Below are 20848 nucleotides of genomic sequence, written 5' to 3' on the forward strand. Positions count from 1 at the left end.
GACTAATAGATTTAATTTGTTTCTCGATCTCATCGCTAATGATTTCTGTGCCAATGGTGGGATTTTCTAGACTAACTTTGATGTAGGTTGATTCATCTGTTTCGGTGAATTTCTTATCGTTGTTAGAATCTTTGATGATTTTGACAAAAATTGATTTAATACTTTGAATAATACTCCAGTTCAATATTTGGGTATTATTCGGGGTGATTTGCTTGATATTTTTGCCTGATAAATCGGATAAATATCCGATGGTGGCATCTTCGTAGCTGATTTTTTTGTCGGCATTTGTATCAGTTTCAATTATTTTATAGATTAATAATTGAGTAGGTGGCTTACCTGGCTCTTTTTTTTCTAGGGTATCAAAGGAGGATATTTTGGCGGGTTTGTTTAATAGAAGATGAGATTCTCCATCTTGTTTGCGATAGAATAGAATATTATCGAAAAGTCCTTTCCGATCGTATTCAGAGAAATCAGATAAAGATGCCCCGCGTAATAAACCGCCTTTATTGCGATCGCTATTTTCAGAGAGAGTAACTGGAATCATGATATAGTCAGATTTCTCGTTAATAATCAGATCTCCATAAGTGATAGTTTTGCTAGAAGTCTCCTGAGTTGTTTGGGCTGATGATGTTTGGATTAAGTTTGGCTGAGGTTTTTCTTGCCCAGAGCGATTCTGACAGGAGATGAGCAGAGTCAGGAGGAGAATAGCTGTTATCGTGATTTTGATAAATCGATCCCTAATCATATAAGTCTCCAAGTATGAGGCGTGTTTTTTCCATTATAGTCGCTCGTATTGGAAGCTTTCGCTCTGGTTAAATGATAAAATCATAAGTCATAATTCTCCTAATTATTTTTCGCCAATTGATGTAAACAACGGGCAAATTGTTCTAAGGATTCATTGCGATTAATTGTTTCAGTATTAATTTCTATGGATTTAGCAATTCCAGTAGATTTATCCTCACTATATTGCATTTCTCTTAAATTCTTATATTTATTTTTTAGGTTCGGATTTTTCTTGACAAGTATTTCTTGGGAAAAATGCTCTAGATACTCTTTAGCATTTTTTCCTCCTAATTCAGCTTCTGTTATCAAATGAGTTTTCCCTTTTTGATATTTGTTTGCAAATTTTATCCAGTCTTGATTCTCCCTAATCCCAGGATTTTTGGTAAAGTAGCAGCAGATACCCAAACAGTCTACTAACAGCCAAGCTTCAATTTCTTGGAGTATCAGAATTAATAATACTTTTCCCGCAGATGAATCAACGACTGCTTTAATTCGGTTAACTAGGGAGTTTTTTTCTTGCCGTCGTTGCTCTTGAGACTTGACACTATCTCCATCTATGAGAAATAGGATTAAGTCATTACGCTTTAGATAAATATCCACAGCCTTCTTCAATCCATCTGGTTTTCGTGCAGCATCATTGAAACCTTGTTTTGTACCCGAAGAAATGGTTAACTGACATCCATAGTATTCGACTATTTTTTGACTAATACAGGTAACTGCATCTCTATCATAGTCAGATTCGGGAGTCCAGATTAAAACACTGGGCATATTTATTATATTCCTAAAATTTGTTCGATTAAATGACTATGATAGATGGCACTACCTAGTCCAAAATCGCGCATCCAATCTAAAAGATCGTCGCGTTTTTCAGCTAACTCATCTAGTAAAAAAGACTGAGTTCCTAATTCGTCTTTCTTGCTCAATAAAAGCACAGATATATCAGATGATATTTCATCAGCTTGAAAACAATCAAGTAATTGAGAACTATGAGTTGTAAAGACAACTTGTGTTCTTTTCGATAATCTTTTCATTATGGACGCAAGATCGATCAGGATACCAGGATGAAGGTTTCGTTCGGGTTCCTCAATACAAATAAGCGGTGGAATATCTGACTGATAAAGTAGTATAAAGTAAGCAATTAATCGAAGAGTTCCATCTGACATATTGGACAATGGGATCTCTTTTTCATCAGCTTCTATGATTTTGATGTCGTAATCTTCCTCATTTAATCCTAAGCGTATATTTAGGCATTCACTAATCTCTTTGCTAATTGCTTCAAACTTGTCTATTTCATTTTTAGCTAAATATTGTAAAATTTCCTGGACTTGGCTTGCTCTAGGATCGAGACTGGGTATAATCTCATTATTATTGCGGTTTCGAGAAATACCCTCAAATATTTGAATCAATTTTCCCGATCTTGAGGATCTGGATCTGATGAGATCTGGATCTATATCATAAAACTTCCATTCTTTAATATAGCTTACCAATCGTTTTGTCAGAGGTTTATTGCCGAAGTTTCCAGCCGCCCTTAAAGCCAAACCTTCTATACTTTCAGGATCTGATTGATATTTTTGATGGTTTCCACCATCTTCATCATTTACTTCTCCTTCTCCATTGAGAATATCAATAATCTTAATCCCGTTAATTTTTAAATTTTCCCTTGAGATTAAAGTATTGATTTTATCTAAATTGATACCAACAGTATATTCTGCTATATTTTCATTATCTTCTACTACTATGTAAAGAGAGATGCGATCCCTACCAGATCTTAATAATTCCTTCATTGATGTCAAGCTAGGTAAAGATTCAGCCGATAGAAGTCGCTTGAGTAAATTGAGGGCTTCTAAAGAATTGGATTTTCCACTAGAGTTAGAACCCACTATAATCGTTAAATCTCTGAAGCTTAACTCAACATCGCCTAAGCTTTTAAAGTTTTGGATTTTTGCTGTTCGCAATCTTAAGGTCATAAATAATATTCGCTCAAAGGTTGTATTTTGAATTACGGCATCTGTTGAGTAATTTTCAGGGAATTATGCCTCCACATCATTCATTGTTTTTACTCCTGCTTAAATAAGCTCGTTGTTGCTTAATTAACTCTTAGATCAAACCCCTCCCCTGCAAGAGGAGGGGAGTAGAAAATCTTACTCCCCCTTCCCTGGTAGGGAAGGGGGCTGGGGGGTTAGGTTTTTCTAGGATATCAAACAACATAATTAATTTACTGGCGTAATTATCACCTCGCTTTCATATCTGCGATCGCATTTCTCGTCATGGCGGCAATTGCTCTATCTGTAGCCTTGGGTAAATGGTAATATTTCCCTCCCGATTGCTTGGCTAATTCCTTCGCAAACCCAGTAGAAACAAACTTATTCTCCGTATCAATCACTAACAATTGAATACCTAACCCCCGAATGCGGGCAGCAATCTCTAACAATTCTTTCTTAATATCTGGCTTTTCTCCCTCTTCCATTGGTTCGCCTAATGAACGGGCTAAAGGTATATTTCCCCGCCCATCGGTAATAGCAACTATCACTACTTGACCGATATCTCCTGACATTTTGGCATTCATTCCTACCCTGACTGCCTGAGTCAAACCGTGGGCTAAGGGAGAACCTCCTCCACAGGGTAATTTTTCCAATCTTCCCTTGGCTAAGGCAATGGAACGAGTTGGTGGTAATAGTACTTCTGCTTGTTCACCTCGGAAGGGAATTAAAGATACTTGATCGCGATTTTGATAGGCTTCTGTTAGTAATTGCATGACTGCACCTTTGGCAGATTGCATTCGGTTTAATGCCATGGAACCTGAAGCATCTACTACAAATATTACCAAAGCACCTGCTTTTCTAGCTAATCGTTTTGAGCGAATATCACCTTGTTCAATAATTACTTTACGATTAGGTTGCCTTTCCCGTCTCGATTTTTGATAAGGTGCTGCTGCTCTCATGGTAGCATCAACAGCAATTCGGCGCACTTTTCCTTTGGGTAACATTGGTTTGACATAGCGCCCTCTGTCTTCTGAAAAAATGATACTGCGACTGCCAGATTTCCCCTGACGCTGTGCCATTTGAGCAAAATAAAGGACACTAGGATCGAGAATTACTCCTTCTGGATCGAATACGAATTCTTCTGGTAATGTAGGTGGTTCTTGCTCTTTTTCTTCTTCGTCTTCTTCATCTTTTTCCTCTTCGTTTTCTTGTTCTTGTTCTGATTCGTCTTGAGGAGGTGGTGGAGGTGGGGGTGGTTGTTGTTGTTCGTCTGGAGGTGGCTGGTTAGTCGTGGAACGGGGGACAATTACTAATTCCACTGCCCGACGTAAATCATCGGGACTTACAGTTTGTCGTCCATCTAAGGCGGCTGATGCTTTGGCTACTCGCACCGCAAATAGTTCAGCGCGATGTCCTTGTACTCCGCCACGAATTGCTTCTTCTACTAAATAGGCTATTTGGTCGTGAGTTATTTGCACTTCTTTTAACCATTCCCGTGCTAGGATAATGTCGGTTTTAAGATTATCGATATCTTCAGTATATTGTGCCAGAAATGTTTGGGGAGATTCGGCATAACCAATGGCTTGATTTACTGCTTGGACGCGCTGATCTAAGGCTAATACTCCATCAGCCGAAAGCGCGATCGCAATTCGATCTAGTAAATGAGTTCGCAGCGGTCCTTCTTCTGGGTTATAGGTGGCAATTAATAAAGGTTTGCAGGGATGTTGAAAGCTAATTCCTTCTCGTTCAATTTGGTTTCTTCCTTCTGTGAGAACAGATAGGAGTTGATTGGCGATTTGTTCATCCAGGAGATTAATTTCATCTACATACAAAACTCCCCGATGTGCTTGGGCTAAAAGTCCTGGTTGAAAGACAGATTCTCCCTTTTTTACTGATTGTTCCACATCAACGGAACCTAACAATCTATCTTCGGTAGTACCGAGGGGAATTTGAATAAAAGGTGCGGGAATAATTTCGGTTGGAATAGTGGCAGGATCTAAGCCTTTTGCTAATAAGTCATCATCCCACTCTTGAGGATATTGGGGATTGCAATTACAGATGGAATTTTGGACGACTTCAATGGGGGGCAACAAAGTATGGATAGCCCGCGCCATCACTGATTTTGCCGTACCGCGACGACCTGCGATCGCAACTCCTCCCAAGCCGGGATCGACTGCGGCGAGGAGTAAGGCGAATTTAATCGCATCTTGCCCGACAACAGCGGCAAGGGGGAAGGAGGTAATGGGAGATGTCAGGGTAGCTGCGGGCATAGTGTTTGGGAACTGGAAGATCTATGATGAATTCTCAAGGTTATTGTAAAACGACGATGGTTACTTGTAGCTATATCGTCAATCTTTATATTATTTATATACCACATAGATTATACTAGTATAGTATCTGCTCTAAAAATTGGTACGATGCTAGATTAAGCATGGAAAAGCAGGAGCGATCTATGGTTTGAGATAAAATAAAAATACTCTCGGTGCGAGTGGCAAATGAAGCATGAACATCCCAAATAGCGATCGCGCAGTAATCGAGCAATCAAAGCTAACTGAGTATTTGCTTAACACTGAGCATAAACGTGGTGGAGCCAAAGCCAAGTTATTAATTCAATGTGGTTATTCCCTCGATAACTGGCAGGAGCTAGAAGCAGATATTCGTAAATTTCACCTAACTGTAGAAGTTAGTCTTATTAAAGAAACGACCTACGGTACGAGATATGAAATTAGTGCCAATCTCCTGACTCCTATCAAGAGACAACTTCTGGTGAGGACAGTCTGGCAAATAGACAAAGGTACCGACTTTCCTCGCTTAATCACTTTAGTTCCCGATTAGCAATATTTGGAGACTGCCATGAATTTTCCCCTTTACTCAGATATTATCTTATTGCGCGATCTTCCTGAAGAAGGTGTATATGCTGGAGACATTGGCACTGTAGTCGCACAACATGATGTTAGTGGACTAGAAACAGGTTACAGCGTTGAGTTTTTCGATATGCTTGGGAATACGGTAGCAGTTGTCACATTACCAATGAGTTGTTTCCGTCTACCAACTCGTGCAGATATACCCACAGTCAGGTGAATATGGTAAAGGAATCAAACTTTGAAATCGACAGGGATGGAAATAGCCTTCCACTGATGATTCATCCCATTCTCCTTCAATCAAAATGGTTTCTTGACTGATTTTGACATCAATTGTGTTAAGCTGAACTTCAGACAGATAAGCTTTAAGTATAACTTCCGTTTTAGTGTCGTGAAGTTTAATTTCCCAGATGGGCATTTCTGCTGTATTGCTAATCCATAGTGTCGATTGCTGAGAATCGTTGAGTAAACTGGCAACTGAATCTTGGCAAAGTTGGTTTAGAGCGTTTAATATTTGAAAAAATGTTTGAAAAGAATTCATAATCTATTTTCCTTCCTAGGGAAGGAACTTTAGGTAGTACTCTGGCTGTAAGTAGAATCACAGGAATGGATTGTGTCATTGGATTGGCTTGGAGTTTTTCAAATACGGCAAATCCATCCATTCCTGGCATTGATACATCCAGCACAATAGCATCAAATTTTGCCTGCTGCACAATCTTTAAACATTCCTCTCCTGAGCCAGCGGTGATAGTTTCCCATCCGCCCAAATCTTCTAAACACGCCTGTACAAGTTCTCTAAGACGTTCTTCGTCATCTACAATTAGTATTTGTTTTATTATCATTCCATTTCCTCTTTTTTTGTGAAAACCGATAGCATCTTCTACAGCCTATTTCAATCTTTTCCCAGTATCTTTTTTGAGTTGATCAATCGTCCACCATCAGAAGCCAATTTCTATGAGTTTACCTCTAGAGAAGTCAAACAAATAGCCTTCCGTCTTGATGGTTTATTTTTACCCAACAGCAACGACTCAGGGAAACCATTCTATGTCGTGGAAGTACAGTTTCAACCGGATGATAATTTATATTATCGTTTATTTGGGGAACTGTTTCTATTTTTGTATCTTACGGCTTTTATTGAGCTATTAAAGAATCAGCGCTTGCTATTTTTGGCTCAAGATTTAGCTGACTTGGCTGAATTAATTGCACCCTTACCAGGCTGATTTATTCTCCCCAACTGCAACAGGTTAAAACCTGTTGCTACACAAGCTAAACCGCCCTTCGGCGGTTAATTTGTTAATAACTAATACTTGACTTTCTAACCCGCGCAGGCTGGTTTTGTCTTTGTAGCTACAGATGAAAATCTGTTGTAAAATTTGAGAACCAAACAACCCTGCCTTAAACAGGGGAACTAATAACTATTTCCTCCGGTGGTAAAGGCAAAGTAAAGCAAAAAGTACTACCTTCATCCAGAATACTTTCCACCCAAATTTTAGCACCATGCTGTTCAATAATACTACGGCAGATTGCCAAACCTAACCCAGTACCACCTTTATCGCGGGCATCAGAAGCATCGACTTGCTGAAATCGCCCAAATACTGCTTCCAGTTTATCAGGAGGAATGCCTCTGCCGCGATCGCCAACAGTGATTCCCTAATCCGCTGAGTCATATCCATAATCAGCCGTTGTTGTTCAGATTGCTGTCGCAACAAATTTTCTGTTTCCTTGCGCTTATCAATATTCATCGCTGTACCAGTCATGTGCCAGGGTTTTCCTGAGTCATGGCGGAATCGCTCCTGTTGGTTTTTCCAATGAATATATTTGGCACTATTTTAGGACTTAGGTAACTACACTTTTAACTGATACAGCGGTTACCGATATAATGCGGTACACTTAATTAATCATCAACATTTAAGCAATTGGTTTGTTAATTTATTCTACTGTACCTCATGAGATCGGAAACCACTGTAACTTGCACACCTTCCAATTGGGCGGTTGAAACCGCAGCTACACAGACAAAACCCGCCTGCGCGGGTTATTAATTAGTCTGCGCAGGCAGACTTGGGAAAGTGTAGCCGCGATTTCCAATCGCCCAGGCTGATTGAGACTTAAGCTATGAAACAGAGAATTTATTCTCTGGCAAGCTGGCAGGCACGCTACGCCAACGCATCCTTTCAATTCGACTCAGTACCCGCGTCACCAATTCTGGCCCCAATACTGGCTTAGTAATAAAATCATCTGCTCCCGCAGCAAAAGCTTGGCTTAGGGATTCGGCATCGGTATGGGCTGTTACTACCAAAATCGGTAAATTTCCCCACTGAACATCTTGCCGGATTACCTGACACAAGTCTAGCCCACTCACTTTTGGCATTTCCCAATCCAATACTACTAAGTTGGGCGAATTTATGATGAGCATTTCCCAAAATCGTTCTGGTTTTGTTAAAGTAATTACTTGTAATCCCCAAGGATTTAGGAATCCTGATAAGGTAACAACTGCTGCCGGATCGTCATCGACAATTAGTACTCTGGCTTCTGATGTTTTTTCTTGAGGCAAAACGCGAGAAATCGCCTGAAAAATCTGTTCTGTGGTGGCAGGTTTGTGGATAAATTGTCTTGCACCTAAACGGGATACTGCCAATCGATCTGCAAGGCTATCTCTTCCGGTGAATACAATAACTGGTAGCTGAGGGAATTTATCTTTCAATTCCCGCAACAGGATTAATCCATCTTCCTCAGTATCTGGGAAAGTCAAGTCCAAAAGTACTACATCAGGAGTTGCTAAGGCAAGGCGCGATCGCGCGGCTGCTAAATTGGGAGTAACTTTTATTCGCACACCATATAATTCAGCTTCTGCTAGTAATTTTTCTGTAAGAATAGGATCGTCATCAATTACTAATACACGATAATTTTTACTGGTATTAACTGGGGCTGATCTGGCGGTAACTGGCGTTTTAGTTAGTTCTTGTTCTAATCCCTTCACCAGATCAGAGAATCGGGATATTTCTCCTGGAGTTAAGGGGCGATCGTTAATTAACAAATGCTCGATTTCTCGTGCCAATCTCGATCCTTCTGGATAACCAAATGAACCCATCGAACCTGCCAATTTATGAGCTTCATGTTTGGCATTTTGGTGTAATTCTGGATCTAGATACCCTCCTAAAATAGCTGTGTTGGCTTGGGCTAAGATGGAAACTTGAGCGTGAAAAGAATTCCGGAACTTTTCCAGAACCCTATTAACGGCTTTTATGTCTTTTTTGGGCTTATTTTCCTTACTTTTATCTATTTGAGTGGCAGGAGTGCTAGAATTCTCTGGAGTTTCTTTAGGATAAGGCTTGAGTCGATAGCCCATGCCATAAATGGTTTCAATAATATCTTCAGTGAATCCAGCTCCTTTCAGTTTTTTACGCAGATCTTTAATATGAGTATTAATCGCTCTTTCCGTGGGAGGATCGTCAAATTCCCACAGGCGATCTAGAATAGCACTGCGAGTAAAGATGCGATTAGGATTTTGGAGAAACAATTCTAGTAACTTGTATTCTGTAGCTGTCAGGGAAATTATTTCCTTGCCAAATGTTACTGTAGCAGCAGTTAAGTTTAAACAGAGATTCCCCCAAGTTAAGCTAGAAGAAGAGTCTAAATCACTTGCCCCACTCCGTCGGAATAATGCCCGAATTCTTGCTAGTAAAGCTTCTGAGTTATATGGCTTAATTACATAATCATCTGCCCCAGCATCTAATCCTGCCACAAGATCGGGATTAGAATTTTTGGCAGTTAGTAGTAGGATGGGTTTGGAGTAACCTTGGGATAGCCCTTGGCGGTACGAATCCCGTAATCGCAGTTTTTTACAGAGGCTAATACCATCTAGATTGGGAAGCTGTAAGTCTAGTAAAATCAGATCGTATTCAACTGCGATTGCCATATCTAAGCCAGTTTGCCCATCTCCTGCGATATCAATTTCATATTGATTCGCAGTCAGAAGCTTGGCTAAGGCAGCACTAATTAATGTATCATCTTCTACCAGCAGAATTTTCATGATAGTGATATTTTAGGGTTGTGGCTGCCTAAATTTTATATCAACTCCGGTAGCAAATGTCAAACCTATACAGAGTGAGGAATATTCATCAAAGCAGTTGTTAAATCTTCTACCTTAAAGGGTTTGCGAATAAAATCATTCATTCCTGCTTGCAAACATTCCTGACGATCTTCTTCCATTGCGTTTGCTGTAACAGCAATAATATAGGGTTGATTATCTTCTGGGAAATTGTTGCGAATATGTCTACTAGTTTCGAGTCCATCTAATTCTGGCATTTGCACATCCATCAAGACTACATCATAACATTGACGTTTGAGTGCCTCTAAAACTTCTATCCCATTCGCAGCAATATCTACATTGTAACCTAGACGTTTTAGCTGCATGATGGCAACTTTTTGGTTAACAATATTATCTTCTGCCAGTAAAATTCTCAGCGGAAAACGTCCCCCTAGAGTTGGGTCAATTTTTTGCTCTATTTCTTCCTGATGGTTAGCGATATTTTTTTTGATCGTCGGTGTACTCAAAATACTAATAAGACTATTATAAAGTCTCAAACTTTTAATGGGCTTAGTCATAATTGCCGCAAAATATTTTTCTAAAACAGGTTTATTTATTCCTACAGAAGTAAGTAATATTAATGGCAACTTAGGATTATTATGATTTCTATAAATTATTTCAGCTAAGGTTAAGCCATCCATATTGGGCATTTGCATATCCAAAACTGCGATATCAAAAAGTGGTTCCTCTTGCAAACAGGCTAAAGCTTCCTCGCCCGATGCGGCTTCCACAACAAACATCCCCCATGATTGAGCTTGTAAACGCACAATCTGGCGATTGGTGGGGTTATCATCGACTACCAATAATCGCTTATTATGTAAATTAGTTGCTTCTAAACGATCCGAAACAATTTTGCTATGGGCGGTGGCTTTTCCTCGGATAGTGAAATGAAAAGTTGAACCTTGTGCTACCTCACTTTCCACCCAGATTTCACCTCCCATCAGATTCACAAGTCGCTTGCTAATGGCTAATCCTAATCCTGTGCCACCATACTTACGAGTAGATGAAGCATCAACCTGGGTAAAGGATTGAAATAGTTTAGCAATACGATCTTGAGGAATACCAATTCCTGTATCTTTAACTTGAAAATGCAATTCATACCAAGACTCAGTGCTACTTTCTAATTCAGTAGATTCGATATTTACTGAGTCAATCGGTTTGGCTTTTAAGAAAACAAATATTTCTCCTGATTCAGTAAATTTAATCGCATTGCCAAGTAAATTGACTAAAACTTGACGGAGGCGGGTGCTGTCAGTAATGATGGCATTGGGAGTGTTAGCTTCAATGAGATAGCCCAATTCCAAATTTTTGGCTATAGTTTTGCTGGCAATTAAGTCAATGGCACTCTCAATACATTCGTACAAATTACAAGGCTGTTGTTCTAGTTCTAGTTTACCTGCTTCAATTTTAGAAAAGTCAAGAATATCGTTAATAATTTCCAGTAAACCATCGCCACTATTGCGAACTATTTCAACAAATTCTCTCTGTTCAGTATTAAGATTAGTATCAAGCAATAAACTTGTCATCCCAATCACGGCATTCATCGGCGTGCGGATTTCGTGGCTCATATTCGCGAGAAACTCTGACTTGGCAATATTTGCAGATTCTGCTGCACTTTTTGCCTTTTCTAATTCTTGAATTAGGTTTTCTTTGCCTTGATTCTCAGCTTCAACTATTTGGGCTAATTTTTGTCCATAAACTGTCACGGATACGATAATAATAAAAATTGCCAGCGCAATGATATACTCATATTTTTTTAATCGTTTTGTTTCTTCTTTTTGCTGATTTAATAAATTTTGTTGAATTTCACTAATATTTTGGCGCAAATCGCTCAATACTATATTTAATTCACCATACCGACGATCCATTATCGCCATTTGTGCGGCGGCTATTGTTGGTTTGTTTTCTTGAAAATAAGTAAAAATCAAGTCACTCTCCTCGATCATATTGCTCATGGCTCGATCGAGTTCATCTAACTTGAGCAATAATTTGTGAGATTTATCTGAATCAATATCATTTATTAAATCTTGCTTTACCAAAGCTAACTTTTCATAAAATAATGCCAGTGCTATTTTAAATTTCTTAGATTCTGATTCTGGAGCTTGAGATTGAAAGATATTATTACCTGGAGCATTCACTGCCCCAGCTAATTGTCCCAATTCTGAATATTGATGTAAACGTTGTGACCATTGTTGATTGATTTCAACAGATTTAGCATAATTAGCTGTAATCTGATGGTTAAGATATAAACTAGCTGAAATAGTGAATATGTCAAATATTGCTAATACATAATAAATTAAATGCCATTTTGGTCTGGCTTTAGCTTTGCCTATAATACTTTGCTTGGATGAAATCATCTTGTTAATTTCCTTGCCGATCTTTATTGTGTAATAGACTACATACTTCAATATAGCCTACTAAATTGGGGCGCGTCAGATCTTGTCTAGTCTAGAAGGTTATCGATCCCAAAGCGATATGGTCAAAGTGATAGAAAACTGAGGATTGACTTTTTTATCCCGAAGTAATATAATATCCATCTAATAGAGTAAGTCAGCCTAATCCAGCAAATTACAGGGTTAATAGCCCGATCGCAAGATAAAGCTGGAGCGGAGGAACCAATTTTTGGGGCGTATCTCTATGCTTCGCAAGCAAAGCATAGAGATGGACAACTCTCTGTCCTAGCCCGTCAGCTAACTTCGTAGGCGTTGAGAGGAGACTGAAGAGACAGCATTCTTGTAATGCCTTGAACTCATCAGTAATCCTTGCTGGTACTGCTCATTTTTTCTGTACCTGCTATTGACAAGAGGCATAAAAAATGATATATCAACTTAACTTGGCTGCAAAAATTGCAGTCACTGGTCAAGCTATTTGGAAACGGACAAAACCCTTAATTCTGCGAGATGTTGTTCTTCTCCCCACTATTGGATTTTTAGGTATTATCTTGCTCTGGTGGTTGGCGGCTACCTTTTTAACAGATTTAATGCCCACACCTTTGGAAGCCATTATTGATAATGCGGAATATGCTAACCCATTCTTTCGCAAAGGACCTGGTAATTTAGGATTGGGTTGGTTATTGTTAGCAAGTTTACGACGAGTATTAATCGGATTTGGCTTAGGCGCGGTTGTGGCGATTCCCTTGGGTTTTTTAATTGGGATGTCGCGGGAAGCAATGTTAGCACTAAATCCCTTAATTCAAGTTTTTAAACCAGTTTCGCCTTTAGCTTGGTTACCAATTGCTTTGTCTATTTTCAATCTAGCGGAACCTTCAGCAATTTTTGTGATTTTTATCACCTCTTTGTGGCCGACAATTATTAACACTGCCCTGGGAGTTGCTAGTGTAAATAAAGATTATCTTGATGTGGCACGGGTGCTAGAAATGCCTCGAATTCGGCAAATTACTAAGATTATTTTACCTGCGAGTTTGCCTTACATTTTTACCGGATTGCGGATTAGTTTGGGAATTGCTTGGTTGGTAATTGTGGCGGTGGAAATGTTGACGGGGGGTGTGGGGATTGGTTTTTTTGTTTGGGATCAATGGAATCGGTTGAATTTGAGTGCGGTGTTTTTGGCGGTGATTGTAATTGGGGTGACGGGGTTGGTTTTGGATTATGGGTTGGGTAGGTTGCAGGTTTGGGCGACTCATCGTCCAGTTTTGGTTAATCGGTGATTTGATTTTGTTTTTTTTAACGCAAAGGTGCGCAAAGGTTTTTTTGAGGCTTCTGTGTTTAGCAATTACCCTATGAATAATATAAATCGACGGCAGTTTTTACAAGGAATGAGTGTAGCAGCAGCGGGTGTTGCTTTGTCAGGTTGTGGTTTTGAGGGTACTTCTCAGGAATTATCTGAGGCGGCTTTGGCGGTTGAACAAATTGTTAAGCCGGGTAGTTTGGAAAAGCCGAATATTACGGTAGGATATGTGCCTGTTAATGATTGTGCCCCATTTGCGATCGCGCAGGAAAAGGGTTTTTTTCGGAAGTATGGATTGACTGTGAATTTGAGTCGGGAAGCGAGTTGGGCTAATTCTCGCGATGGGCTTATTTTTGGTCGTTTGGATGCTTCGCCTGTGGTATCTGGTGCGGTGACAAATGCCAGAATTGGGGCTGAGGGTGCGCGTCATGCACCTTTGTGTGCGGCGATGACTATTCATCGACATGGAAATGCGATGACTATGAATAAAGCGATGTGGGATTACGGGTTGCGCCCATGGCGGGAATATAAAGGAGATTTGGAAAGATTTGGGCGAGATTTTCGCGGCTATTTTGATAGTTTACCTCCTGAAGAACGAATTTGGGCTGTGGTTTTGAGTTCGTCGATTTATGAGTATTTTGTTCGCTATTTATCGGCGGCGGCGGGAGTGAATCCTGCTGAAGAATTTCGGGTGATTATTATCCCACCTCCTCAGATGGTAAATACGATGCGGATTGGGGCGATGCAAGCTTATATGGTAGCGGAACCTTGGAATACAAGAGCTATTACAGGTAATGAAGGGGTGGGTTTTACTTTTGCCCAAGGTAGAGAAATTTGGGAAGGACATCCAGATAGACTGTTGGGGGTAATGGAATCTTTTATCGAGGAAAATCCTAAAACTTATCGCAGTTTAGTTAAAGCCATGATTGAAGCCTGTCAATATTGTAGTAACCCCAAAAATCGCCCCGAAGTGGCAACATTCATTACCAATCCTTCCTTTACAGGTGCAAAACCGAAAAAACCTGGATTACCTATTGACAAATTTACCAGGCCAGGAATAGTAGGAGAATATAATTACGGTGGCTTTGACAACCAACAACGGATGTGGAACGATGTAGAAACTACTATGTTTTTTGATTTAACTACCAAACTTGTCCAAATTCCCGGAGATCACTCTACCTTTTTATGGCAATCTGAAAGTATCTGGTTAATGACTCAAGCCACACGTTGGGGACAAATTAAAGAATTCCCCAAAGATGCAGAAAAAAAAGCCCATCAAGCATGGCGCACTGATCTCTATCGAGAAATCGCCACCGAAATGGGGATAGAATGTCCCAAAGATGACTATAAAATAGAACCAGCAGCAGCCTTCATCGACAAAAAAGAATTCGACCCCAGCAATCCCATCCGATATCTCAACAGCTTTGAAATTCGCGCCAACAGTCCCCAAAAATTTTACTCATCTTAATTCCCTCTGTGTACCTCTGTGAAAACCTCTGCGTACCTCTGTGTTAAAAACACCAACCCCAAAAATACTATCATGAAATCAACCGAATTCATCCCCCAAACCCCAACCATCAGTAATCCCCAATTTGTCCAAATAGAAAACCTCACTAAATCCTACCCCACTCCAGGTGGTGGCGAAATCGTCATTTTAGATAAAATTAATCTCACCATTCGGGAAGATGAATATATCTCCGTTATCGGACATTCCGGTTGCGGAAAATCAACCTTACTTAAAATAGTCGCTGGATTAGAAAAACCCACCTCTGGTTTAGTGAAATTAGATGGTAAAGAAATTCGCAAACCAGGAAGCGATCGCATGATGGTTTTTCAACACTATTCTCTCCTCCCCTGGCTCACTGTTGAAGGCAATATCCGTCTCGCTGTGGATGAAGTGTTTAAAACGGCTTCTATCATTGAGAAAAAACAAATTGTCAACGAACATATAGATATGGTAAACTTAACCCACGCAGCTAATAAATATCCTGATGAAATATCTGGGGGAATGAAGCAAAGAGTGGGTATTGCTAGAGCCTTAGCTACTCGCCCTAAAATGTTATTAATGGATGAACCTTTCGGTGCGTTAGATGCGCTAACCCGCCGAAAATTGCAGAAACAAGTATTGGATATTTGGGAAACTCATCGCCAAGCTGTGATGATGATTACTCACGATGTGGATGAAGCAATTTATATGTCCGATCGAATTGTGATGATGACTAATGGACCTAAAGCTAAAATAGGAGAAATTTTAGAAGTACCTTTTCTCCATCCTCGCGATCGCAAACAACTCCGAGAATCTAAAGAGTATTACGAAGTGCGCAACCATGCTTTAAATTTCCTGGAGAAGTATTTTACCCCAGATGATTAGTTGCCCATTCTAGATAACTAGGAACTTAGTTTAGTTATTGTAATACTAGTAAGGCAATATTCTCGATTGTAATACATCTGGTAGGATTGGGTTTCGTGACATCTACCCAACCCACACTTTTTACCTAACTAATCATTAATTATGCGATCGCCAAAGGTATAATTACTTTGGCGATATTGACTTTTGGCTTAAGGCGTGATACTTTGAGTTATTTGACTATCCCAGTAAATAATCGGGATAGACAAACAATATCACCTTAAAAGTGCCAAAACAATTATAAGATATCATGCCAATTCATCTCAGTCCAATTGCCCTGACGATGGGCGTTTTAATTCTCGCATTGATGTGCTTTATCGCCGAGTGGTTACCTGTCGATATTACCGCTATTTGTGTGACGGTGGTGTTGATGATTTTGGGATTAGTGACTCCAGATGAAGGTATCGCTGGCTTTAGCAACTCCGCTACCATTACAGTCATGGCAATGTTTATCCTTAGCGAGGGGATTAGCCGTACTGGTGTAATTTTAATTGTCCGAGATTTCCTAGTGAAATGGGGTGGAAATAATCCCAATCAACAAATCTTTGTCATGGGAGCAATTATTGGTCCAATCACTGCTTTTTTAAATAATACTGCTGTCGTAGCTGTATTTTTACCCATTATCGAAGATTGGTGCAGGAAGCGAAATATCTCCGTATCAAAACTTTTGATTCCCTTATCCTATGTCACTGTTTTGGGAGGCATGATTACCTTAATTGGCACATCTACTAATATTGTCGCTAGTGGGGTAGCTAAAGACTTAGGGTTTAAAGGATTTGGATTATTTCAATTCACGGCGTTAGGAATTATTACTTTTATCGTAGGGCTAATTTATCTCTCTCTATTTGCCCCCCGACTTTTACCGGATCGCAAACCATCTGGCGGTAACCTTGTTTCTCAAGAATACGGGTTAAAAGATTATGTTAGCGAAATTATCATTAAACCTCGTTCTTCTTTAATCGGACAAACATTGCGCTCCAGTGAAATTCAGCGTAAATTCGATTTAGATGTACTGGAAATAATCAGAGATGACAGTCATTTCCCCCAACCCATCGCCGATAAAATATTAGCCGCTGGGGATATTTTACTGGTACGGGGTGGCAGAAGCGATCTTCTGAAAATTCGAGATGAACGGGGAATTAATATTCTACCCGATGTTCAGTTTAGTCAAAAAGGTTCAGCAGAAGAACAAATGACTTCTCAGGAAGAAGGGGTAGCAGAAGTTTTAATTCTCTCCAACTCAAATATTATCGGTTCCACCTTGAAAGATTTACGGTTCCGCCAACGCTACAATACCACAGTATTAGCCATCCGCCGAGGTGAGGAATTGGTGCGAGATCGGATGGGTAAAATTCCTCTCCGTTTTGGCGATTTACTATTAGTACAAGGACCGAAAGAAAGTTTACTTGGATTGCAAACTAGCAGCGATTTATTAGTTATGGAGCAACAAAATGTAGAATCTATGCGGAAAAATAAAGCTTGGATTGCCATAGCAATTCTCTTTCTCGTTATACTTATCGCGGCTTTTGATTGGATGGACATTTTAGTCACATCTTTAGCTGGTGTTATTGTCATGATTTTAACGGGATGTCTCAAACCTGGAGAAATTTATAATGCTGTGCGCTGGGATGTAATCTTTCTGTTAGCCGGACTTTTTCCCCTCGGTACTGCGATGAAAAACTCAGGAACAACGGAATGGCTGGCGACTAATTTAGTAGCAATAGGAGGTAATTTTGATGGTTTTTGGCTTTTAGTGTTCTTCTACTTAGCTACCAATTTATTAACCGAACTACTTTCTAATAGTGCGGCGGTTATTTTGATGATTCCCATTGCCGTTAAAGTTGCAACAACTCTCAGTCTTAATCCTTTTGCATTCATGTTTGTTGTCACCTTTGCTGCATCCAATAGTTACCTGACTCCTATTGGTTATCAAACTAATACCATGGTTTATGGTCCCGGCGGTTATAAGTTTCTTGACTTCACGCGAGTTGGACTACCGCTTAATTTAATCTTGAGTATACTAACACCACTACTAATTGTTTGGCTGTATGGTTTGTGATCGTTTGAGGGGAAAGGAAGAGAAGAATATTCTGTCCAGTTAAATACCTATCATTGGAATAGAGAATCAAGAAATATATGGAAACTTTACATGCCGTAATTGCTACTGGAACATTTGCCGCCGTCATTCTCTTCATCATGACGGAGTGGATTCACCTAACGGTAGCAACATTTCTGGGAGCATTGATCCTGATATTTACTAATGTGATGACTTTGCAAGATGCTGTTGGCTACATCGGGCAAAGTTATGCAACTATCGCGCTATTTTTCGGTGTTATGGTTCTCGTGCGAGCATTTGAACCAACTAAAATATTTGATTATTTAGCCACTCAGATGGTGTTGTTAGCCAAAGGGAAAGGGAAAAACTTACTCTTAGGAATTATCGGAATTACCACGCCAATTTGTGCTGTTTTGCCTAACGCCACAACTGTCATGTTATTGGCTCCTTTAATTCCACCTATGGCGGCAGAATTAGGTGTAGATTTTGTGCCATTACTGATTCTCATGGTATTTGTCGCTAATAGTTCAGGATTGCTAACCTTAGTCGGAGATCCAGCAACATTTATTGTCGGAGATGCGGTTAATATTAGCTTTGTTGATTACCTATTCCGGTTAAGTTTTGGGGGAGCAATTGCTGTTGTAACCGTTTTAGTAATGACTCCGTTTCTATTTAAAAAGATTTGGCACAAAGAGTTAGATACTTTAAACAATTTACCACATCCTAAAATCAACCATCCCAGAGTTTTAGCATTAGGTGGATTGATTGTCGCTTTGGTACTAACATTTTTTGTCATTGGAGAAACCTTACCCGTGCCAATTTCTCCAGCGGCTGTTGCTTTATTGGGAGCAGCTTTAGCATTACTCCTGGCTCATCAGAGTAAAATTGATACGGTGAATAATATATTGCGGGATCTAGACTGGAGTACTTTAATATTTTTTATGAGTATCTTTGTCCTGATTGGCGGACTGCAAAAAACGGGTGTCGTCAATAGCTTGTCTGGACTATTGGCAACTATGTTAGGACAAAATATTCCATTAGGTTCGCTCCTTTTACTCTTTTTTGTCGGCTTATTATCCAGCGTTGTCCCCAACATTCCGCTGGTAGTAGCAATGGTTCCCCTACTGAAACAGTATCTAGTTAATGTTGGTTTAGTCGGACCTGAAGTACTAGATCCCAATTTTGCAGGTCAATTTCCACCAGAAGTGCTACCCTTATTCTATGCCATGATGTATGGCGCTACTTTGGGAGGTAATGGTACATTAGTAGGAGCATCATCTAATATAGTTGCGGCGGGCATTTCTGAGCTGCACGGACGTACCATATCATTTAAAAGATTTCTGCACTACGGTATTCCCGTGATGGTTATGCAACTGATTACCGCCGCCTTATACGTGGTAATTCGGTTTTTAGTGTAAGGATCAAATGGACCTAAAATTTTATCGAGATATTCAGTCTCTCCTGAAACAGTTAGCGACTCACCCTCTAACCGTCAAGGATATTCTGGCTCAAACCTCGGAGCGAGGGTTTAGCGTAATGATATTATTATTAACGTTACCCTTCTTGTTCCCAGTGCCACCCGGATTTGCTACTGTTTTGGGTTGGGGGTGCTTTCTGTTAGCACTCCAAATGGCGATGGGGCGCAGAAAGCCATGGCTTCCTCGCCAAATCGCTAAGTTTCAATTTCCCCAATGGTTTAGTCGGGAACTTTTAATAAACCTAAAACGCCTAACGAAGCTATTAGAAAAATTCGTCCGTCCTCGGTTGCTATCAGTAGCAGCTAATCCTAAAATATGGAGATGGAATGGTATCTGTATTGCTTGGTTAACAGTATTACTTATGTTGCCAATTCCCTTTACCAATCCTATCCCGACTGTAGGAATTTTACTATTAGCAATTGCCACATTAGAAGAGGATGGCTTGCTGATGTGCATCAGCTATGGAGTGATGGCTTTAATTACTCTATTCTTTGGCTTCATTTTTTATGCCATCTGGCTGGCACCTCAGTTACTTCCAAATCTGTTTCAATGATTATTAATCCAATCAAGTTTATTATATAGCCATAGGTTAGGAAACTAAGCATCCACAAAGCTCTATGAATCAGGAATACCTGTCATCTAAGCGAGCCTTACTGATAGTAAACCGTCACGCTAGGCAAGGAAAGGAGCGCCTAGCTGATATCATTACTCAATTGCAGCAACTGGGCTTCATCTTACTTCAAGAATCTACAGAAAATCCTAGGCAACTCCCCGAAGTCATCCGTCGCTACCGAAATCAAGTTGATTTAGTCATCATTGGCGGTGGGGATGGCACTCTTAATGCTGCTGTAGAAGGTTTAATTGATACTCAGCTTCCTTTGGCAATTTTGCCATTGGGAACAGCTAACGACTTAGCCCGAACATTAAAAATTCCTACCTCAATCCCTGATGCTTGTCAAGTTATTGCCACCGGAAAATTGCATAAGATTGACTTAGGTTGCGTGAATGGAAAGTATTTTTTTAATGTGGCAAGTTGTGGTTTAAGCGTGCAAATTACGCAGCGCCTCACCAAAGAAGCAAAACGCCGTTGGGGAGTTTTTGCTTACGCCGCAATTGCTTTACAAGTCATTTGGCAAGCGAGATCTTTTAAAGCAGAGATTAGACAAGGGGGTGAATCTATTTTAGTCAAAACTATACAGATTGCAGTAGGAAATGGGCGGCATTATGGTGGCGGAATGACAGTAGTTCATGATGCCACTATTGACGATTGCAGACTGGATTTGTACAGCCTAGAAATTCGCCACTGGTGGCAAATATTAGCACTACTTCCAGCTTTGTGGCAGGGAAGACAAGCAGCTTTGCCAGGGGTAAGGAGTCTCGAAGGTACGGAAATTGAGATTTATACTCGCAAACCACTTGCTATTAACACGGATGGAGAAATTACCACCCAAACCCCGGCTAAATTTCGCGTAATTCCCAAAGCTTTATCAGTTTTAGTTCCCGATTC

The 20848-nt window shown here is 40.0% G+C and carries 18 protein-coding genes, 2 pseudogenes and 1 riboswitch; of the genes and pseudogenes, 10 read left to right on the plus strand and 10 right to left on the minus strand.

Annotated features, from left to right (window positions below; all coding sequences use genetic code 11):
* From NJ959_RS09255 to bchD, 4 genes are all read right to left on the minus strand, one after another.
* On the minus strand, positions 1 to 745 hold a 745-nt coding region (locus NJ959_RS09255), incomplete at its 3' end, for a hypothetical protein (protein ID WP_254011470.1).
* 98 nt (positions 746 to 843) lie between these two features.
* Entirely contained in the window at positions 844 to 1551 is a 708-nt protein-coding gene (locus NJ959_RS09260; RefSeq protein WP_254011471.1) for a DUF4276 family protein, read from the minus strand.
* Positions 1552 to 1556: 5 nt separating this feature from the next.
* A complete protein-coding gene (locus tag NJ959_RS09265) occupies positions 1557 to 2750 on the minus strand; it encodes an AAA family ATPase (protein WP_254011472.1) in 1194 nt (397 codons plus the stop codon).
* Between the two features lie 263 nt (positions 2751 to 3013).
* Entirely contained in the window at positions 3014 to 5035 is a 2022-nt protein-coding gene (gene bchD, locus NJ959_RS09270; protein WP_254011473.1) for a magnesium chelatase ATPase subunit D, read from the minus strand.
* A 232-nt stretch (positions 5036 to 5267) separates the two neighbouring features.
* On the opposite strand from bchD, the gene NJ959_RS09275 reads away from it, so the two are divergent.
* Positions 5268 to 5600 (plus strand): DUF6883 domain-containing protein, encoded by a 333-nt coding sequence (locus tag NJ959_RS09275; RefSeq protein ID WP_254011474.1) that lies wholly within the window; start codon positions 5268 to 5270, stop codon positions 5598 to 5600.
* A gap of 18 nt (positions 5601 to 5618) precedes the next feature.
* A complete protein-coding gene (locus tag NJ959_RS09280) occupies positions 5619 to 5846 on the plus strand; it encodes a DUF4926 domain-containing protein (protein ID WP_254011475.1) in 228 nt (75 codons plus the stop codon).
* Here NJ959_RS09280 and NJ959_RS09285 read toward each other — a convergent pair.
* Together NJ959_RS09285 and NJ959_RS09290 are read right to left on the minus strand one after the other, a co-directional pair.
* A complete protein-coding gene (locus NJ959_RS09285; protein ID WP_254011476.1) occupies positions 5811 to 6044 on the minus strand; it encodes a hypothetical protein in 234 nt (77 codons plus the stop codon). The two genes, NJ959_RS09280 and NJ959_RS09285, sit on opposite strands and share 36 nt — an antisense overlap.
* A gap of 13 nt (positions 6045 to 6057) precedes the next feature.
* Positions 6058 to 6468, minus strand: a complete 411-nt coding sequence (locus tag NJ959_RS09290) for a response regulator (RefSeq protein WP_254011477.1) — start codon at positions 6466 to 6468, stop codon at positions 6058 to 6060.
* Positions 6469 to 6486: 18 nt separating this feature from the next.
* Between NJ959_RS09290 and NJ959_RS09295 the strand changes: the two are divergent.
* Positions 6487 to 6744 (plus strand): annotated as a pseudogene (locus tag NJ959_RS09295) (DUF2887 domain-containing protein); the annotation flags it as partial.
* Positions 6745 to 7021: 277 nt separating this feature from the next.
* Here NJ959_RS09295 and NJ959_RS09300 read toward each other — a convergent pair.
* From NJ959_RS09300 to NJ959_RS09315, 4 genes and pseudogenes are all read right to left on the minus strand, one after another.
* Positions 7022 to 7267, minus strand: a pseudogene (locus tag NJ959_RS09300) (sensor histidine kinase); the annotation flags it as partial.
* Positions 7159 to 7383 (minus strand): hypothetical protein, encoded by a 225-nt coding sequence (locus NJ959_RS09305; RefSeq protein WP_254011478.1) that lies wholly within the window; start codon positions 7381 to 7383, stop codon positions 7159 to 7161. The pseudogene NJ959_RS09300 and the gene NJ959_RS09305, both read right to left, overlap by 109 nt.
* 353 nt (positions 7384 to 7736) lie before the next feature.
* Positions 7737 to 9656, minus strand: a complete 1920-nt coding sequence (locus NJ959_RS09310) for a response regulator (protein WP_254011479.1) — start codon at positions 9654 to 9656, stop codon at positions 7737 to 7739.
* A 65-nt stretch (positions 9657 to 9721) separates the two neighbouring features.
* Positions 9722 to 12070: a response regulator gene (locus NJ959_RS09315; RefSeq protein ID WP_254011480.1), complete on the minus strand. Its 2349-nt coding sequence runs from the start codon at positions 12068 to 12070 to the stop codon at positions 9722 to 9724.
* Positions 12071 to 12284: 214 nt separating this feature from the next.
* Positions 12285 to 12433, plus strand: a riboswitch (cyclic di-AMP (ydaO/yuaA leader).
* A gap of 95 nt (positions 12434 to 12528) precedes the next feature.
* Here NJ959_RS09315 and ntrB point away from each other — a divergent pair.
* The 7 genes from ntrB to NJ959_RS09350 all read left to right on the plus strand — a co-directional run.
* The gene (gene ntrB / locus NJ959_RS09320; protein ID WP_254011481.1) at positions 12529 to 13380 is read left to right on the plus strand and encodes a nitrate ABC transporter permease; all 852 of its coding nucleotides are present in this window, start codon (positions 12529 to 12531) and stop codon (positions 13378 to 13380) included.
* A 72-nt stretch (positions 13381 to 13452) separates the two neighbouring features.
* On the plus strand, positions 13453 to 14868 hold the full coding sequence (locus NJ959_RS09325; RefSeq protein WP_254011482.1) for an ABC transporter substrate-binding protein: 1416 nt from the start codon (positions 13453 to 13455) through the stop codon (positions 14866 to 14868).
* A 72-nt stretch (positions 14869 to 14940) separates the two neighbouring features.
* Complete coding sequence (locus NJ959_RS09330; RefSeq protein WP_254011483.1) at positions 14941 to 15771, plus strand: ABC transporter ATP-binding protein; 831 nt, start codon at positions 14941 to 14943, stop codon at positions 15769 to 15771.
* A gap of 286 nt (positions 15772 to 16057) precedes the next feature.
* Complete coding sequence (locus NJ959_RS09335; RefSeq protein ID WP_254011484.1) at positions 16058 to 17866, plus strand: SLC13 family permease; 1809 nt, start codon at positions 16058 to 16060, stop codon at positions 17864 to 17866.
* A 77-nt stretch (positions 17867 to 17943) separates the two neighbouring features.
* On the plus strand, positions 17944 to 19281 hold the full coding sequence (locus tag NJ959_RS09340) for an SLC13 family permease (RefSeq protein WP_254011485.1): 1338 nt from the start codon (positions 17944 to 17946) through the stop codon (positions 19279 to 19281).
* A 7-nt stretch (positions 19282 to 19288) separates the two neighbouring features.
* Positions 19289 to 19894: an exopolysaccharide biosynthesis protein gene (locus NJ959_RS09345; protein WP_254011486.1), complete on the plus strand. Its 606-nt coding sequence runs from the start codon at positions 19289 to 19291 to the stop codon at positions 19892 to 19894.
* A 64-nt stretch (positions 19895 to 19958) separates the two neighbouring features.
* Positions 19959 to 20848, plus strand: an 890-nt coding sequence (locus NJ959_RS09350) for a lipid kinase (protein WP_254011487.1), incomplete at its 3' end; no start/stop codon positions are given.

Origin of the sequence: Limnofasciculus baicalensis BBK-W-15 (genome assembly GCF_024178385.1) — a bacterium.
GTDB classification, from domain to species: Bacteria; Cyanobacteriota; Cyanobacteriia; order Cyanobacteriales; family Coleofasciculaceae; genus Limnofasciculus; species Limnofasciculus baicalensis.

Bases quoted from the DNA above. Each gene is read 5' to 3' on its own strand.
- ntrB (WP_254011481.1), top strand. From the start codon at position 12,529: ATGATATATCAACTTAACTTGGCTGCAAAAATTGCAGTCACTGGTCAA.
- NJ959_RS09335 (WP_254011484.1), top strand. From the start codon at position 16,058: ATGCCAATTCATCTCAGTCCAATTGCCCTGACGATGGGCGTTTTAATT.
- NJ959_RS09345 (WP_254011486.1), top strand. From the start codon at position 19,289: ATGGACCTAAAATTTTATCGAGATATTCAGTCTCTCCTGAAACAGTTA.
- NJ959_RS09315 (WP_254011480.1), bottom strand. From the start codon at position 12,070: ATGATTTCATCCAAGCAAAGTATTATAGGCAAAGCTAAAGCCAGACCA.
- NJ959_RS09290 (WP_254011477.1), bottom strand. From the start codon at position 6,468: ATGATAATAAAACAAATACTAATTGTAGATGACGAAGAACGTCTTAGA.
- bchD (WP_254011473.1), bottom strand. From the start codon at position 5,035: ATGCCCGCAGCTACCCTGACATCTCCCATTACCTCCTTCCCCCTTGCC.
- NJ959_RS09280 (WP_254011475.1), top strand. From the start codon at position 5,619: ATGAATTTTCCCCTTTACTCAGATATTATCTTATTGCGCGATCTTCCT.
- NJ959_RS09260 (WP_254011471.1), bottom strand. From the start codon at position 1,551: ATGCCCAGTGTTTTAATCTGGACTCCCGAATCTGACTATGATAGAGAT.
- NJ959_RS09340 (WP_254011485.1), top strand. From the start codon at position 17,944: ATGGAAACTTTACATGCCGTAATTGCTACTGGAACATTTGCCGCCGTC.
- NJ959_RS09285 (WP_254011476.1), bottom strand. From the start codon at position 6,044: ATGCCCATCTGGGAAATTAAACTTCACGACACTAAAACGGAAGTTATA.
- NJ959_RS09330 (WP_254011483.1), top strand. From the start codon at position 14,941: ATGAAATCAACCGAATTCATCCCCCAAACCCCAACCATCAGTAATCCC.
- NJ959_RS09265 (WP_254011472.1), bottom strand. From the start codon at position 2,750: ATGACCTTAAGATTGCGAACAGCAAAAATCCAAAACTTTAAAAGCTTA.
- NJ959_RS09325 (WP_254011482.1), top strand. From the start codon at position 13,453: ATGAATAATATAAATCGACGGCAGTTTTTACAAGGAATGAGTGTAGCA.
- NJ959_RS09275 (WP_254011474.1), top strand. From the start codon at position 5,268: ATGAACATCCCAAATAGCGATCGCGCAGTAATCGAGCAATCAAAGCTA.
- NJ959_RS09310 (WP_254011479.1), bottom strand. From the start codon at position 9,656: ATGAAAATTCTGCTGGTAGAAGATGATACATTAATTAGTGCTGCCTTA.
- NJ959_RS09305 (WP_254011478.1), bottom strand. From the start codon at position 7,383: ATGACTGGTACAGCGATGAATATTGATAAGCGCAAGGAAACAGAAAAT.